18 protein-coding genes are annotated in these 16,001 nt (G+C 48.1%); 16 read left to right on the top strand and 2 right to left on the bottom strand.

Going from position 1 to position 16,001, the window contains the following annotated elements:
* The first annotated feature begins 1 nt into the window (after position 1).
* The 16 genes from AC0VYQ_RS06795 to AC0VYQ_RS06870 all read left to right on the top strand — a co-directional run bounded on the left by AC0VYQ_RS06795 (position 2) and on the right by AC0VYQ_RS06870 (position 14,302).
* Positions 2-1,438 (top strand): phage tail sheath N-terminal beta-sandwich domain-containing protein, encoded by a 1,437-nt coding sequence (locus AC0VYQ_RS06795; protein WP_475404562.1) that lies wholly within the window; start codon positions 2-4, stop codon positions 1,436-1,438.
* A 29-nt stretch (positions 1,439-1,467) separates the two neighbouring features.
* A complete protein-coding gene (locus AC0VYQ_RS06800; RefSeq protein ID WP_475404563.1) occupies positions 1,468-1,905 on the top strand; it encodes a phage tail tube protein in 438 nt (145 codons plus the stop codon).
* A 59-nt stretch (positions 1,906-1,964) separates the two neighbouring features.
* Positions 1,965-2,459 carry a phage tail assembly chaperone gene (locus AC0VYQ_RS06805; protein WP_475404564.1) on the top strand — a complete coding sequence of 165 codons (495 nt, stop codon included), beginning with the start codon at positions 1,965-1,967 and terminating at the stop codon, positions 2,457-2,459.
* 186 nt (positions 2,460-2,645) lie between these two features.
* Complete coding sequence (locus AC0VYQ_RS06810; RefSeq protein ID WP_475404565.1) at positions 2,646-5,705, top strand: phage tail tape measure protein; 3,060 nt, start codon at positions 2,646-2,648, stop codon at positions 5,703-5,705.
* The gene (locus tag AC0VYQ_RS06815) at positions 5,702-6,355 is read left to right on the top strand and encodes a LysM peptidoglycan-binding domain-containing protein (protein ID WP_475404566.1); all 654 of its coding nucleotides are present in this window, start codon (positions 5,702-5,704) and stop codon (positions 6,353-6,355) included. Before AC0VYQ_RS06810 ends, AC0VYQ_RS06815 begins: the two co-directional genes overlap by 4 nt.
* A complete protein-coding gene (locus AC0VYQ_RS06820; protein WP_475404567.1) occupies positions 6,348-8,210 on the top strand; it encodes an XkdQ/YqbQ family protein in 1,863 nt (620 codons plus the stop codon). Before AC0VYQ_RS06815 ends, AC0VYQ_RS06820 begins: the two co-directional genes overlap by 8 nt.
* Before the next feature lie 10 nt (positions 8,211-8,220).
* Positions 8,221-8,640, top strand: a complete 420-nt coding sequence (locus AC0VYQ_RS06825) for a hypothetical protein (RefSeq protein ID WP_475404568.1) — start codon at positions 8,221-8,223, stop codon at positions 8,638-8,640.
* Positions 8,628-9,122: a DUF2634 domain-containing protein gene (locus AC0VYQ_RS06830; RefSeq protein ID WP_393965176.1), complete on the top strand. Its 495-nt coding sequence runs from the start codon at positions 8,628-8,630 to the stop codon at positions 9,120-9,122. Before AC0VYQ_RS06825 ends, AC0VYQ_RS06830 begins: the two co-directional genes overlap by 13 nt.
* Positions 9,097-10,254, top strand: coding sequence for a baseplate J/gp47 family protein (locus AC0VYQ_RS06835; protein WP_475404569.1), 1,158 nt, complete (start codon positions 9,097-9,099; stop codon positions 10,252-10,254). The genes AC0VYQ_RS06830 and AC0VYQ_RS06835 overlap by 26 nt, the downstream gene beginning before the upstream one ends.
* Complete coding sequence (locus tag AC0VYQ_RS06840; protein ID WP_475404570.1) at positions 10,247-10,828, top strand: putative phage tail protein; 582 nt, start codon at positions 10,247-10,249, stop codon at positions 10,826-10,828. The genes AC0VYQ_RS06835 and AC0VYQ_RS06840 overlap by 8 nt, the downstream gene beginning before the upstream one ends.
* Positions 10,825-11,106, top strand: a complete 282-nt coding sequence (locus tag AC0VYQ_RS06845; protein WP_475404571.1) for a hypothetical protein — start codon at positions 10,825-10,827, stop codon at positions 11,104-11,106. The genes AC0VYQ_RS06840 and AC0VYQ_RS06845 overlap by 4 nt, the downstream gene beginning before the upstream one ends.
* Positions 11,103-12,233 carry a phage tail protein gene (locus AC0VYQ_RS06850; RefSeq protein WP_475404572.1) on the top strand — a complete coding sequence of 377 codons (1,131 nt, stop codon included), beginning with the start codon at positions 11,103-11,105 and terminating at the stop codon, positions 12,231-12,233. The genes AC0VYQ_RS06845 and AC0VYQ_RS06850 overlap by 4 nt, the downstream gene beginning before the upstream one ends.
* 16 nt (positions 12,234-12,249) lie before the next feature.
* Complete coding sequence (locus tag AC0VYQ_RS06855; protein ID WP_475404573.1) at positions 12,250-12,576, top strand: hypothetical protein; 327 nt, start codon at positions 12,250-12,252, stop codon at positions 12,574-12,576.
* On the top strand, positions 12,576-12,722 hold the full coding sequence (locus AC0VYQ_RS06860) for a hypothetical protein (RefSeq protein WP_475404574.1): 147 nt from the start codon (positions 12,576-12,578) through the stop codon (positions 12,720-12,722). The genes AC0VYQ_RS06855 and AC0VYQ_RS06860 overlap by 1 nt, the downstream gene beginning before the upstream one ends.
* Positions 12,723-12,849: 127 nt before the next feature.
* Complete coding sequence (locus AC0VYQ_RS06865) at positions 12,850-13,368, top strand: phage holin family protein (protein WP_475404575.1); 519 nt, start codon at positions 12,850-12,852, stop codon at positions 13,366-13,368.
* Between the two features lie 13 nt (positions 13,369-13,381).
* A complete protein-coding gene (locus tag AC0VYQ_RS06870) occupies positions 13,382-14,302 on the top strand; it encodes a M15 family metallopeptidase (protein WP_475404576.1) in 921 nt (306 codons plus the stop codon).
* A 75-nt stretch (positions 14,303-14,377) separates the two neighbouring features.
* Here AC0VYQ_RS06870 and AC0VYQ_RS06875 read toward each other — a convergent pair whose 3' ends face one another.
* Complete coding sequence (locus AC0VYQ_RS06875) at positions 14,378-15,280, bottom strand: hypothetical protein (RefSeq protein ID WP_475404577.1); 903 nt, start codon at positions 15,278-15,280, stop codon at positions 14,378-14,380.
* A 217-nt stretch (positions 15,281-15,497) separates the two neighbouring features.
* Entirely contained in the window at positions 15,498-15,701 is a 204-nt protein-coding gene (locus tag AC0VYQ_RS06880) for a hypothetical protein (RefSeq protein ID WP_475404578.1), read from the bottom strand.
* Positions 15,702-16,001: the final 300 nt, after the last annotated feature.

The raw sequence follows: 16,001 nt of genomic DNA on the forward strand, positions 1-16,001 counted from the left end.
CATGGCAAAAGCAATGATTCCTGGACGTCATGAACGTCAAGCGGACGTGTATGTCCGGTTTAATATCGCCACGACATCCGGTGTCGAATCAACGGCACGAGGGACACTCCTCATGCCCATCCGCGCTGACTGGGGTCCTATCAATCAAATCGTGACCGTCCGCTCGGCGGATGAAGCGAAATTAACATTCGGCAGCGGACAATCCTCTTATCTCTTGCAAGATGCATTTTTGAACAGTGCCTTTGCACGGGAAGATGGTACGAATGTCGTCTCTCTTAAAGAAATCAAGGTCTATCGTCTAGCGGCGACAGCGGCGAAAGAAGCGGTACTGGACTTGACATCCATCAAGGTCAAAGCCCGCTATAAAGGCGCACGCGGCAATCAGTTCGCCGTGACGGTCCGTCCCGTTATCGGAGACAGTAGCAAGAAAGAATTACTGTTGACGGAAAATGCCCTGCAGCTGGAGAAGCTGACCTTCGCATCGAACGACGATCTTGTTGCGCTTGCGGCGAACTCGAAGTATATCCGCGTCGAAAAGGTATCAGATGCACTCCCGGCGAACGTCGTCGCGCAACTCTTGACGACTGGACATTCCGGAGAAACATTGACGGCACTCGATTACGGCGAATTCCTTGAAGTCGCAAAAACGGAGTACTCGAATGCGATTATTCATGACGGGGTATCGGATAGCGCCATTCAAGCGATGTTCTTGGATTTTGTCCGGACACAACGTCCGAACGGCCAGTTCGTCAAGACAGCGCTCGGTGGATTGGCATCAGCGGACGTCAACTACTATGGTGCCATCTCGACGATGCAAAAGGCATACAAGGATGGTGTCGAGTACTCACCGGCACAACAAGCCGTCTTGGCGTTAGCTGCGGCCATCTCGATTCCGGTCAACCGTTCATTAGCGGGACACCGGACGATTTTCGACGATCTTGAAAAGTTATCGGATGTCGACGCAAATCAGAAAATCGAAGAAGGCTACTTATTGCTGAAAGCGGAAGGCAAGGACGTCGTCTACAATGCACCCATCAACTCGATGACGGATTTCTCTCGTCTTGACGCCTTGATTGGGATCGATGCGGAAGCGGACCCAGATGCCGCTTTACGTGATTTGCAACAGATTCAGACCATCAACGTCTTTGATCTCATCACGGAAGAACAGGAAATCGTCTTTAAGAAGTACTTCCGCTCGCAATCGAACAGTCCATCCAAGCGGGATGCTGTGGCCGAAAAGATCAAACAACTGGTCCTCGAACCACTCGCAAGTTCAAACATCGAAGTCATCGAACCGGTCTACGATTGCGTTCCAGACAGCCGCTATCACGGCGAGACGGCGACAGAACAGGCATACAAGACGGAAGCCTACTTTAAGACCGCGTTCACGGTCTACGGGACAGCTACTCAAATCTATGCAAATAACACGGCGTCCTAAGTCGCTGATACGAAACAGGAGGGAATCACATGTCTCAAGCCTATGATGACAAGTTACCGGTACTGGATCCGCGGAAAGTACTCCGCGGCAAGTATGGGCAGGTATACGACGAAACTGGACGAGCAATGGTGGAAATCACAGAAGCGGAAGTAAAAGTCAAATTCAACAAGAAGAAAGTCGAACGTGGAAATGCGAAGGCAGACGGGAACCGGACGATGGGTTCTGAAATCAGCGGCAAAATCAAGATGCACTGGACAGCAGAGATTGCGAAGTTCCGTCGTAGTATCTTGAATGATCCGGATGCTCCGCGTACGCTCATCTTCGAACATCGTGATCCAGACCTTCCAGGAGAAAAGGTTGCAGTCATGGGCGTTACGTTCGATGAGGTCGACTTGATCGGCTTTAAGGTCAAAGACACTGGCGAAACGGATTTAGCCTTCACGGCAGACGATTACAAATTTTTATAAAAAACGAGCGGGAGACTTCGGTCTCCTTTTTTCGTTTTAACTCAAAGGGGGACACATAGATGAATGAACAAAACCGATATGACCACGAAGTGGATGAAGCAGGTACGACACAAGAAACAGCAGGGGCATCAAACGAGTTCGTCACGTTAGCGGATCTACTTGATATCGACGTCACGAACCGACGAGCCGGTAGCGTTAAGATGATGGCAATCGACGGGAAATGGTTCGACATTCCGATCAACGCACTCGATGCAGACGAGGAAAGTAAAATCCGGAAACAAGCGATTCGCAAACTCAACGGACCACGCGGACAAATCACGGAAGAACTCGATGAATTGAAATACAACTGCCTGATCATTGACAAGGCGTTGGATTCCCGCCGGACAGCCATGTCGTTCCGTAGCATGGAATTGGCATCAAAACTAGGTCTCCCTGTCGCCGCTCCGGAGATGATCATTCCGAAACTCTTTGCGACGATCAGCGTCGCGGATGCCTCCCGTGAGGTCATCTCCTTATCAGGACTCGATGAGCCGGATGGTGCGCTGGGAAAGTAAAGGCCAGCATCCTGGACGGGGAGGACTCCGATCTAAAATGGGCGCATGTCTTATGGCAGCGGAAACAAGTGCATCCGGAAGCGTTTTGGAATGCGTCCTATAACGTCAAGCTCTTCTTGATGGCTTCTGAACAAATCGTCATGGAAGCGGAGCAAGAGCAACAAAACAAAGAGGAGGGATGACGAGGTGGCGAGTAACCAAACGTTGACCGCATCGATTATCTTACGAGACATGTTCACCGAGGTCTCAGACCGCGTCAGCCGCTCGATGAGAGGGATGCAGGACGAGGCAAGACAGACCCAAACGACGTTCGAGCGCATGCAAGGTGCCTCCGGGTCACTGATGGCAGTAGGTGGAGCGGCGAGCCTTATGGGCGTTGGAGTGGCAGCGGGATTAGGCGCAGCCGTCAAAACAGGAATGGATTTCGACGCACAGATGAGTCGCGTCGGAGCCATCGCAGGTGCATCCAGTAGCGAATTAGATCGCCTCCGTCAATCCGCACTTGAGTTGGGTGCAGCGACTTCGAAAAGCTCGACGGAAGTTGCGGCTGGACAGGAGTCGTTGGCTGCACTCGGTATGACGACGAAAGATATTTTGTCCGCTATGCCTGCCGTCATCAGTGCAGCGGAAGCATCCGGAGCGGATATGGCACAAACGGCAGATGTCGTTGCATCAGCCTTGAACGTATGGGGGATGAAGGCGACAGAAGCGAGTCGTGTATCGGATATTCTCGCCGAGACCGCTAACCGAACTGCAGCGGACATCACAGACATGCAGTATGCTCTGAAATATGCAGGACCACCTGCAGCCGCTTTAGGTGTCAGTTTAGAAGAAACGGCCGCTTCAATTGGTCTATTGACGAATGCCGGCATGAAAGGCGAGCAAGCAGGTACGACCTTACGGGGTGGACTACTTGCCTTGCTGAAGCCGTCTGAAGAGACCGGGAAAATGATGCAGACGTTAGGTATAAACCTGACTGATGCCTCAGGCGAATTCGTTGGGATGGCGGGATTGATCAAGAACTTGAAGAATTCATTCGAGGGCATGACAAATGCTCAACAATTAGCCACGCTCGCTCAATTGGTCGGAACAGAATCGGCGTCTGGGTTCTTGACATTGATGAAGGCAGGTCCTTCTGAAATCAATAAGATGACAAAGTCCTTAAAAGAAAGCGCCGGCGCCTCGGAAGAAGCAGCTACTAAGATGAAAGACAACTTAAAAGGTGCTGTGCAGGAATTAACCGGTGCAGCGGAATCCGCTCAAATTGCTCTCGGAGATGGATTGAAAGGTCCTATTCGATCAGCGGCGACATTAGTGACAGGCTTGGTCAATGCCTTCAACATGTTGCCGCAATCGATGAAGACGATGATTGCAGTCAGCGCGGCGACGTTAGCCGTTGTCTTGATTTTAGGTGGCGGAATTGCCATCCTCGTCGGATTGCTACCGATGCTTGTCGAGGGATTCGCATTGGTCGCTCCCTTTATTGCGCCGGTTGCCGTAACGATTGGTGTCGTCGTGGCGTCACTCGCCTTACTGGTCGCCGGGTTTAAAGCGGCATGGACCTATTCCGACAAATTCCGCGGTGGGATTCAAGGGTTGAAAGCCATGTTATCCGGCGATTTCGTCAAGGCACGAAAAATCATGATCAGCGCAAATTTTGATCATGCGCAAATTGATGCTTTCCGTAACAAGATTTTATTCTTACAAACTTCTGCGAAGACCGTAGAGGAGAAATTTAAGCAAGCCGGCACCTTGATCAAAGGTGTCTTTGCTTCGTTGGTCGGAAATGACGGAGCTTCGAAAAGCATCTTAAGTCGATTAGGACTCTCGAATGGATCCATGGCGCAGATTCTCTCGATTACTGGCAAAATCCGTTCAACGCTTGCGAGTGCTTTTGGCGCCATCGTCAATCTTGCTAAATCCGTCTTTTCGAAGATCCGCGCTTTTTGGCAAAGTGACGGAGCGCAACTGATGCAAGCGGTCCGAAATGTCTTCCAAGGCATCTGGAGCGTCATCCGGTTCATCAAGCCGGCAGTCTTACTCATCATCAAAGGCGTATGGGGAAACATCAAGGGTGTCATTCAGGGAGCTTTGAACGTCATCCTTGGTGTCGTTAAAATCTTTTCTGGATTGTTCACGGGCGATTTTAAAAAGATGTGGGAAGGCGTCAAACAAGCTTTCTTCGGCGCTATCCAGTTTATTTGGAACTACGTCAATTTGATGTTGGTCGGTCGTGTGCTCAGTGGGTTCAGAGTTCTGGCCACCGGCGGCAAAGGAATCATTTCAGGGTTCTGGGGAGCGATAAAAGCGTTCTTCAGCGGCGGAATCGTAAGTATCAAAGCGTCGGTCGCAAACGGATTTAATTTCATCCGGACGAATATTTCGGGCGCACTTTCAGCAGTACGTGGTCTTATTTCTTACATGTGGAAAAGCTACATCGCCATCATCAAAGGTGCTATCAGTTTAATTTCGAGTGCCGTACGATCTGGATTTACGATGGTTGGAAACATCATCCGAACAATCATGAATGCCGCTAGTTCTTTAATCCGTTCGACTTGGAACACTATCACGAGTATCTTCCGGACGGTGACGCAAACGATTTCTGGCATTGTGACAAAAGTGTTTGGTGAGTTTGGAAAGACTGTATCGTCCGCAATGAGAGCCGTAAAAACAGCGGTTTCTGATGGTTGGAATGCTGCCGTGTGGTTCTTGAAAGATGTCGACCTAAGTTCTGTCGGGAAAAGTATCATCCGCGGACTGGTAGATGGTATGGCGAGCGGGTTCACTTGGGTATCCGGAAAAGTAACAGAATTGACGGACATGATCCCGAACTGGATGAAAAAAGGATTAGGTGTTAATTCACCGGCTAAGAAAATCATTCCGATTGGTGCAGATACCGTCCGCGGTCATGAAGAAGGAATGAAACAGCGGATTCCCGCCTTGCAACCCTTAACGCAGACGGTCATCAGCCAAGGCGTCATCGCACCGTTCCGGACACAGTCCCGTCAGCCGCTGCCACCGACACTCAATACGAAAAGTACGACCAACAAACTCGATCAATCACAAAACTCTCAAGCGCAGAATGTCTTCAACGTGCATATCCGCCCGGAAGATTTAGGCGCTTTAGGCGACGATCCAGCGAAGCTCGAGCAGACTGGATTGCGTTTGATGGCATTTATCGCAGACAAGATGGAAGATTTGAACCGGAACTTACCGCAGCATAACTTGGAGGCGATGTTGGATTGATTACGATCAAGCATAGTAAAGGAACGATGACGTTCCCGGTCACGCCTCCCGGGCTCGGATTGTCCGGAGGCGATAAGAAGACTGAAACACATGATGGTATCCGCGGACGGACCTACTCGTTCATCACAGCGACGGGGTTAAAGACCTTTTCGTTAGCAAGTCATTTCCCCGGTACCAAGCGGACCTATCAGACCGGTAAATTCGTACTGCCGAACACGCTTGATAGTACGTTGCGACGGGTGCAAGCCAAGCAAGAGGTCGTCACCTTAGCCATTACGGATACCAAGCAGACGATGCGTTGCCGGGTGTTGTCCTATCGTTCCTGGCAAGACAAACCGAAGCAAGGCAGAAGTGCCAAGCAAGCGGATCTTGAATTCGAAGTCACGTTCGAGGAGTACGCTTATCCTAAAATCAGCAAACTAAAGAAAAAGGGGAAAGGCTCCTCGACGCGTCCGAAGTCCTCGAAGAAGTCCAGTTCGAAGTCGACGAGCAAGAAACCGAAGAAGTACGTCGTGAAGCGGAACGACTCGTTGACGGTCATCGCGCAACGATTGAAGGTCAACTGGCGGACGCTGTATACCCGTAACAAGAAGACCATCGGGAAGAACCCGAACCGACTTTATCCGGGGATGGTGTTGTATTATGGCTGATCTCCGCGTCTATATCGATTCGAAGTATGACATCAGCCATGCCGTCATCATCCCGATCAAGCTCGAGGACAGCGTGGCGCAAGCTTCGGTCAAACTGTCACTCGACTTGATGCGGGTCGCGGACCTTCCAAGCTTCGACGGGGCACATATCTCGGTGCGGCAAGGTAAGCGGCTTTGGTTCTTCGGTCATATCTTCGTCATCAAGAAAAAGGACCGGGTCATCAGCCTGACCGCTTACGATCCGCTGCTCTATCTCGTGAAGAACAAGGATGACTTTTACTTTAAAAAAGGGACGACGACTCGGAAGGCAGTTGATACGGTCTGTCGAAAAGCCGGAATCAAACCGAAAGTGCTGCCGAATGGAAAGTACACACATAAACGTGCGTTGGACTATCGAGCGGATAAATACGACAGCTATTACTCGGTTCTTGCTTCCTTGTTGACGGAAGACCGCAAGAAAACGAAGAAGTCCTATTGGATCCGCTACGACAATGGATTACGGATTTACGAGCGGAGTCGTCCGAAGAACGTGCCCGTCCTCAGTGAAGGCGTGACGGATGCACAGGTCGAAATTTCGAATGAAGACCGAAAGAACTATGTCCGGGCACGCAACCGAGAGCGGAGAGCTGATGGAGTGGCCAAGAGCTCGTCCAGCATCAAGAAATATGGGCGTCTCTCGACCTACATCAAAAGTGATGCGACGAATGATACCGATGCCCGAAAAGAGGCAAAGGCGACACTTGATAAAAACAACAAGGCGAAGGTGACGCGAACATTCCGTCACGTCGTCTCGACCTCGGCACAGCGTTTCATTTCCGGGGATTACGCCTACATCAAATCAAAAGATAGCGTCATTGCACATGGCTATTACATGGACAACGTGAAGTACGACATCTATCCGAATCATGTCGTCATGGATGCCGATGCGGTCGTCAGTACCTCATTGCCGTCGATTTCCTATGAAAAGCCAGATGTCCAAAAAAACACAGACGCGCTGGGGAACACGACGGAATCCGTCAAAGGTATCGCGTTGAAATTCAGCAGAGGCTGGGTGGCGACGGCATACAATCCCGCGCTCGGTGGCATCAATGGGACGGGGACGACAGCGTCCGGCAACAAGTTTAAGACCAAGCGGAGCATCGCCGTCGATCCGAAACTCATACCGATGGGGTCGGTCGTCTATATCAAGTGTCGCGCCAAACCTCAATACAGCGGTATATACCTCGCGGAAGACGTCGGAGGTGCCATCAAAGGCAAACGGGTTGATATGGGATTGCCGGCAAAAGAATGTATTCCGTTCGGTCGCCGCGACATTGAGATCAGCATCCTCGAAAAAGGCTTAGGACGAGCGGATGCCCGTCAAAAAGCGGGTGAGTGGAGTAAAATCCAATCGCATTATCGGAATCGCATCAAGGCAGGAGTTACCAAAAGCAAGCCGTCATCCAAGGCGTTCGTACGCCCGATGGCCGGGGGTTGGATGGGGCGGAAGCAATTCAAGACCCCTGCCGGACATTTTGGGATTGATGTATTGATCGACCGCTCGAAAACAGGCAAGGTCCGATTGCATCCGATTGCTGACGGTGTCGTGACACGTTCCGGGTGGTCCAGTTCGTATGGTTGGGTAGTCTATATCATGCATCAAGTCAATGGTCAGACGTGGGAAAGTGTCTATGCCCACATCCATGCCAAGCCAAAAGTGAAAGTCGGGCAGAAAGTGACGGCAGGGACGACGATTGGTTACGTCGGCAACACGGGTTGGTCGGACTGGCCACATCTGCATTTCGAATTGCATCGCGGACGCTGGAATTACAGCAAGACCAACGCCGTCAACCCGCATACGTATATTAATTTCTAGGAGGTCCGACATGAAAGATCCGACGAAACGCCTTGCTAACTTATTCATGACGCCGCAATCACCGCAAGAACACGTCTTGCTCGGGACGGTCACTCAAACAGAACCGCTCGTCATCTCCGTTTCCGGCGTCGGGGAGCGGGATACGGATGCTTTCGTGATGGATGCTCATATCTTTTCAAAAGATGAGCTCGTCGTCTTGTACAGCATCAGTGATACTGGGGCGAGTGGCGCCCAGTGGGTGTTGCAGCCATTACGGCAAGGCGGATACATCGGCATGCGTGATACGGCGGACTTTACAGTCGACGGACAACGTGTAAAACAGGCGGATGTCGTCGATGAGATGGCGACAGCAGCGGGAGACAACGTGTTGTTGCTGCCTATCCGGAACCGAACAGAAAAATGGATGGTGGTGACGAAATGGAGAACATAGAAGAAGCGGATGGTTTATTGCCTGAAGTCGATTTAGATGATGTCTACAGCGAAGAAGAGAACGAGCCGGACATGGGCATGATGACGCCGCTCTTTGATTTTGAGACCGGTGAATTCGTCAAAGGGTCGAACGACGAACTGTTGGTGGATGATGGCATCGAAGGATTGAAGAATGTCATCTCGAAAACTATTCTCACCGTCCGCGGCGCCTTACCGATATATTCGGAGGATTATGGGTGTGAGGCAAAGGACGATATGCGACTGGATGTCTCAGATGATGTCAAACGATTGTTTATCGCAGATAGCCTCGTTGACGCCATCCAATACGATGACCGCATCGTCTCCATCGATGAAGTGGATGTCATCAAGGTTGACCGACGTTTTGAAGCGACCATCAACATGAATACGATCATCGGAGAGACGACGACACTGAATAATTTAGAAGAGGAGGGACAGGATGGCGAACTTATTGGATCTACCTGATTTACCGGCACCGCTCCAAGAGGACGAAGAAGTCATCTTGGAACGTATGCTCAGCATGACGGATCCGAAGTGGGACCGGCGGGAAGGCTCATATATCTATGATGCGCAAGCTCCTGTCGCCAACCAACTCGCTATGCAGCGGCTTTACATGCAAAACATCATGCGTGCTTCGTTCGCCAGTATGGCGGAAGGGGACGATTTGGATCGTGTCATCCTGAACCGAGTGCCCACCTTATCCCGCATCGAAGCGCAGCCCGCTCGAGCAGAAGTCGTGATTACCGGAACACCGGGCAACCTCATCCCGTTCGACACGATTTTCTCGACCGTTGTCCTACGTGAAGATGAAGAAGCCATCGAGTTCGAGATTTTGGATCAACTGGACCATGCGATTCCGCCATCCGGTGAGATGACGCTTGAAGTCGTGGCCATCGAAGCGGGGGAAGTTGGACGAGTACCGTCAGGCGCCATCCAGTTGGCATCCGACGTCGGTATTAATACGGTGACGAATCCTACTCCTGCGACGTTAGGAGCGGAGGAAGAGGATGATGATAGCTATCGGTCCCGCTACTTCGCATTCGTCTCAGAAGAACGAGGAGGCGGTAATGATGGAGATTATGTCGCATGGGCACTTGGCGTCGAAGGCGTCGGGAAAGTCAAAGTGATTCCGCTTTGGGCTGGACGAGGGACGGTCAAAGTATTGATCACGACCATCACCTATGAAAAACCGACACCGGAAGTGATTACTGCAGTCAAAGAAAAAATTGATCCTGTGAGTGGAGAAGGACGCGGAAAAGGAGATGCGCCGATTGGTGCGACCGTGACCGTGTTCGGTTCGGAAGAGTTCCAGCTGAATATCGAGGCGACGCTGCAGTTACAAGGCATCTCACTTACGACTGCGACTGCAACCTTTAACGAAAAGTTGGCCGTGTATCTCGAAGAATTGAACCAACGGGCGTGGGAGAGCATCGATGTCATCGATTTCCGTGTCAACTACTCAAAAATAGGCGCCTTACTGATCGATGTCGAGGGTGTGATGGATTACAGCGGGTTAACCCTGAATGGAACGACAGCGAATGTCAGGGTTCCGGGTGATCAAGTGGCGCGACAAGGCGTGGTGACGTTCGATGAATGAAGAAGAACTCAAAGGACGGCTGTTTGAGCATGTCTATCCGATCTACAAAGAGTCGCTCGTCTGGCAATCCATATATGGATCGCAATCGAAAGAACTCGCTCTCATCGAGATGATTCAAGAAGATCTGGAAGCACAGTTGGATTTGGAGCGGGCTACCTGGGCGTTAACGCTTTGGGAGCAAGATTATCGCATCGTCAACAATGCTGAGACCTTTGACGAGCGGCGTCGACGCCTGAAATCGAAAATGGGTCAAGGTGCGACACCGAATGAGCGGTTGATCGAAACGATTGTTGATAGCTATCTCGAGGAAGTAGTCTCGCGAGTCGAAAACATCCCGGATCAATATGCTTATTGGGTCATGGTACCGGTCGGAAAAATGAAAAACTACGATGCGATGCTGCGTGCGCTCCAAAAGGCAAGACCGGCGCATCTTGAAATGGTGTTGAAGCTGACATCGGCAGATAGCCTGCAAATCGTCGACCGCGTCCGAATTAATGCCAGGACGTATCGCAAGGTCAACGAATGGCGCGTGGGCCAAGCGATCCTGAAATCAGAAAGTGAGGTGGTCGTATGACCGTCCAAACGAGTTATCTGTCTCGAGTCGCCGCGGACTTAGCCGCAAGAATACAAGTCATCAAGATTAATGATACGGTCGTCGTTAAAAAGGACAGCATCACGGCAGTGGGAGCGTGGGTCACGGTCAAGGCGCATAGCTTAAGCGGAATCTCTCGTATCACATCAATCAAATCGTACGATGAAAATCAGAACTTGATCAGCGTGAAAATCATCGATGTCGCGATTGCCGCGGAACAGCTGATTGATTTCGAATTCACATGGGAGGTGAAGGCATGAGTTACACGGCAAAGACAGATTGGAAAGGTAATGATCCTGTTACAGAAGGAGACATTAACCGATGGGAAGTTGGAATAGAGGAAGCACATGAAGATGCCTCGGTAACAAAAAAAGGACGTGTGCAACTCTCAAATGCAACAGACAGCACGAGCGAAACGCTCGCCGCCACCCCGAAGTCCGTCAAGGATGCGAAGGACGCGCTGTCCACGCAAATTGGCATTTTATCGGGATTGAATACGACAGCGAAAAACAGTCTCGTCGCAGCGGTCAACGAGCTTTTTACATTTGCCAATGACGGTAAAACGAAATGGTCAAACGTCGTTGGCTCACCTCTTGCATCAAGCGATACATTTACTCAGATGCAGACCAAGACGCAAACCATCAAAAATACGCTTGCGACCAATCTGACCGCAAAAGGGCAGTCAAGTTTAGGTACGGAAACACTGACAGCACTCGTCAATAAAGTGGCGAATGTAGAAACAGGCAAAAAACTACCTTCTATCAATCCGACGGGGTTATCTTTTGGCAATACAACATCTGCCGTCGATTTTTTCAATGATGGTACGGATACCTATTCGTATTTTTCGAGTCCATCAAACGCATACATTTTGGAACAGAAAATAAACGCCGACGGAACGGTACTTTCATCTCGAAACATTGATACCTTTGGCAACGGAACATCCTTTGTTCGTAGATGCGGAAATAACCTCATTTATAAAACCCTTGGTGCGAATTTAAAAATTACAGACCTTAATGGAACCGTCCTTTATTCTGGAAGTTCTTTTTCTAGTTTACTTTCGGCATATTTTGAACCATCAACCGGGTTGATTATATTGCTGGGAAATGGATCTGGTTCAGTTATGAACACTTCTTTCACACAGTTATCGACGAATACGACAAATACTACAAGCCAATATAATACGTCCGCCGCTTTGTTAAGAATGAACAGAGGATTTTATGTGTTTTCTTGTACGGGTAGCGCAAGTACACATTACGTCACATCGTTACGTGCGCCTTCAGCTGGAACATATCAATGGCGTAATGATGTGGTCAATACAGGCATTGATTCATCTTCAGAACTGATCAGACGCTTAATGACGTTGTACGGTGGTAGTCCAATAATTTAATTAGGAGGTAAAAATAATGATTAACTATAAAGTGTCGAATTTATTTGACTTGCAAGGTACGGCTCAGTACAAAGGTTTGGAATTGGATCAAATCGTGGCAGGATCTCAAGTTTATCCGCATGACGAAAATGTAGCTTATTTGAAATATGCAGGTAAACAGGTCGACCATAAGGATTTGTCTATCCTAACAGAAGAAGAATACGAGAATTTAAAAGGTGAATCGCTCAGTAAAGCACCTAAGTCACCTATCGACGAATTGATTGCGAAAAATGAAGAACTTCAAAACAAACAAACATTAATGCAAACGGCAATTGACGACTTAATCTTTGGAGGTAGCTTCTAATGGCAGCATACATGGGGCAACGTATCATCGATAATGCATACACTTACGATTACGTTCTTTCACGCCGTCCAGACTTAAAAGATGGTATCGATGCTTATCTGATTTCAAAAAGTCGGGAAGACTTGATCACGTTACAACCCGAATAAAATGACGTGTTTACCGGGTGGGTTGAAATCCGTCGTACCTGCCCGGCGCGTCATCTCAGCTCAAGTCACTCTATTTCCACAGCGTCCTTCGGGGCGCTTTTTATTTTAAATAAGAAAGAGGTTATTTATGAGAACACATCATTTAATCGAAGGTGCGTTTGCAGTAATGGGTACCGTAGTGACAGCACTATTTGGAGGATGGGACGCCGCGTTGAAAATTCTAGTATGTTTAATGATCGTCGATTATTTGACCGGATTTTTAGCGGCGTATAAACACAAGCGTGTCAATAGTGACGTGATGTTCTGGGGCGGTATCCGAAAAGGTATCGTTTTTGTCGTTATTATCATCGCTGTTTTGCTCGATGAATTAATCAATGGAGGCTTACCAATCGTCCGGACGCTTGCACTCTATTACTACATCGCTCGTGAAGGATTGTCTGTCACGGAGAACCTGGCGCTTTTGAACGTACCGATGCCACAACAAATGATCGATGCATTGACACAGCTGCAAGGGGAAAAAGAGCCGCGAGCTGTCGACACAATCATCGAGACGGCAGCCACGCAAGAAGAGCAAGTCAAACCAATTTCGAGTGAACTCAGTATCGCGGAGATCAAAGAAGATAAAGAACAAGACAAGGCATTATAAGGAGGACACACCCATGACAGTATCACTTCAATTCGTGCAAGAAAAAGCCAATCGAAAACTCGACAATCCGGGACTTAATCCGGTCGTCCGAGAGATGGGGAAACAACTCGTCAAACTTGCTCATGCCCAAGGGGTACCCGTATGTATCACGCAAGCCTATCGATCGAAAGCGGAGCAGGATGCGCTGTATGCACAAGGCCGAACGAAAGCCGGCGCCATTGTCACCAATGCACCGGGCGGCTACTCGAATCATAACTATGGACTGGCAATTGATTTTGCACTGTATACGCCAAGCGGAAAGGAAGTCACGTGGTCTGAGTCAGCGGATTACGATCGGGACGGAGAAGCGGACTGGAAGGAAATCGTTAAGATTGCTAAGAAACTCGGATTCGAGTGGGGTGGTGACTGGCGTGGATTCCGTGATGCACCGCATTTGGAATACACGTTCGGACTATCGATTGCCCAGCTCCGAGCAGGTAATAAGCCACTAAATACCAAAAATGGTACCATAAAACCAGTAACATCGGCACCTGTTACCGGAAAGATGTCCACGCATAAGATCGTCGATGGAGATACATTGATCGGCATCGCGAAGAAATACGGAGCATCTGTGGACGAACTCCAAAAATGGAATGGACTCAACGGGACGGTCATCATTAAGGGCAAGGAACTGATCGTGAAAAAGCCGGCGGTAAAACCAGCAGCTAAACCCGCGTCGAAGGAAGCGATTATCGACTACCCAGGGTCGGCGCTCTATGAAGGCGCCAAAGGAATGAATATCAAGAATATCAAGCAAATTCAAAATGCGGTCAAGGTACCAGTGACCGGAAAATTCGACGCTGCAACGACGAAAGCCGTCCGCGCTTATCAAAAACGTAAGGGATTAAAGGTTGACGGTGTCGTTGGGCTTGCATCATGGAACACGTTGTTCTGATTCATTAAACTAGACGAATTCGAAGAAGCTATAAGGAAAACCCCACCGTCACTGGTGGGGTATATTTTACGTGAGCTAGTATTTTAAAATATCTCTAATTAATGCTTGCTGATTAACAGTAGTTCCTTGATGCTTAAACTCAATCCAAGTATCTAATCTGAAATTATAGTCATTACCTATGAATTGTCTTTCACTAAGTTCCATAATATAATCATCCAAAACTTCGTTATCATACTGATCTCTGTAAGTAATTATTAATCTCAAACGTGGTCTAGTCATTACTTCATTTTCATTTGAATTAATTCTAGGAAATTCTTTTGAATATAGATTACATAGAACGACAAAAAAACTAGGGATGTATAATTCTGCTGTTTGGTTACTCTGTATCAACGAAATATATCTTCCGTAACTTGTGACCTCAAACTCTTTATGGTGAACTTCGTCATACACAGAGTCCCTATACTGCGTTTGAAAATCAAAAACCTTAAATTTCATCTCATTGTCGCGTGGATTTAAGTCGTCAATAACTAAATGAACTTTTTCAGAGTTGTATTCTTTTATTTCATTTTTTAGATTTCCTACTATTTGAAATGTATATTTTATATCAAGAGCATAGGATGTTCCTGTGTTAATCATTGGTATTTTAGTATTACTAAATTGCGTTTTGAATTCAGTAAAAGTATTGTCAATTTCAGTACTCGTTTTCCAGTCACTTATTATATCGGTAGGATGAGGAGCTACATAGTGGCTTAAAGGTACTAACCTTGGGCGTTCAATTTTTTCTTTTTCTTTAATTTGAGTTTTAAATTCGTCGGCACTAATATCTGCTGATTTTCGTGCTGCTTCAGCCGCGTGAGCAGTTTTTATAGCTGCGTATACAGTAGCTGTTGCTGCAATGATTGCAACTATTAATGTTATAGCATCCATATCCATATAACCTTTAAATAATTTTATAGCATTCATGTAATATTCAAGCATTCTATCAATCCCTATTCATTTATTATTGTAGTTCTTCAATAAACATAATGAAAAAACCATAAAAATACAATAATTATTAAAATGGGTAAATAAGGGATTTAAACGTTATAATTATGACTCCCCATAAGGGAATCCAGGGAGAGGTCGGGCGAAGTCATAGTGGAAGGGCGACTGGAATTCGCGAAAGGGGACCTCCCCTTTCCCGTTGTATGGAAATTTACTCTAAACTAAGCACGACCTGCTCGTTTACTGCGGATGCTTGTTCGGTATGGGACAATACGACATTTATTTTGGTCATGCATTCCGTGCGTAACAATAAATCGACTTGGTTTCCGGTCGTCAGTTGTTCCATGACGCGTCGGATCTCGAACATGTCCCCAGTAATCGCTAATTGATTATCTCCAAGCAGTAAAATTTTCATCGTTTGCTAACCTCCCGTTCTCAAGACGAGCAGCTGCACAATAGGTTGATGTAAAGGTATTTACCACCTGTTTAATGCTTGAAAACATGAGGATTGCACAGTCGCTCAATTCGACCTCCATTGCACAGTCCATTGCACGTTCGTCACTATATAAAGCTTATTATCATGTAAATAAGTAACCCTCTCCGGTTACTGAAACATACGTGACTATACGTTAAAAAAATAATATACAGTTTTATCAGTACTACGGATTGCGCCGGAAACGTCCGCAAGCGTAAGTCGCTCCTGTTGTTTTATTGA

Source organism: Exiguobacterium sp. QJM3NY_9, assembly GCF_056173545.1.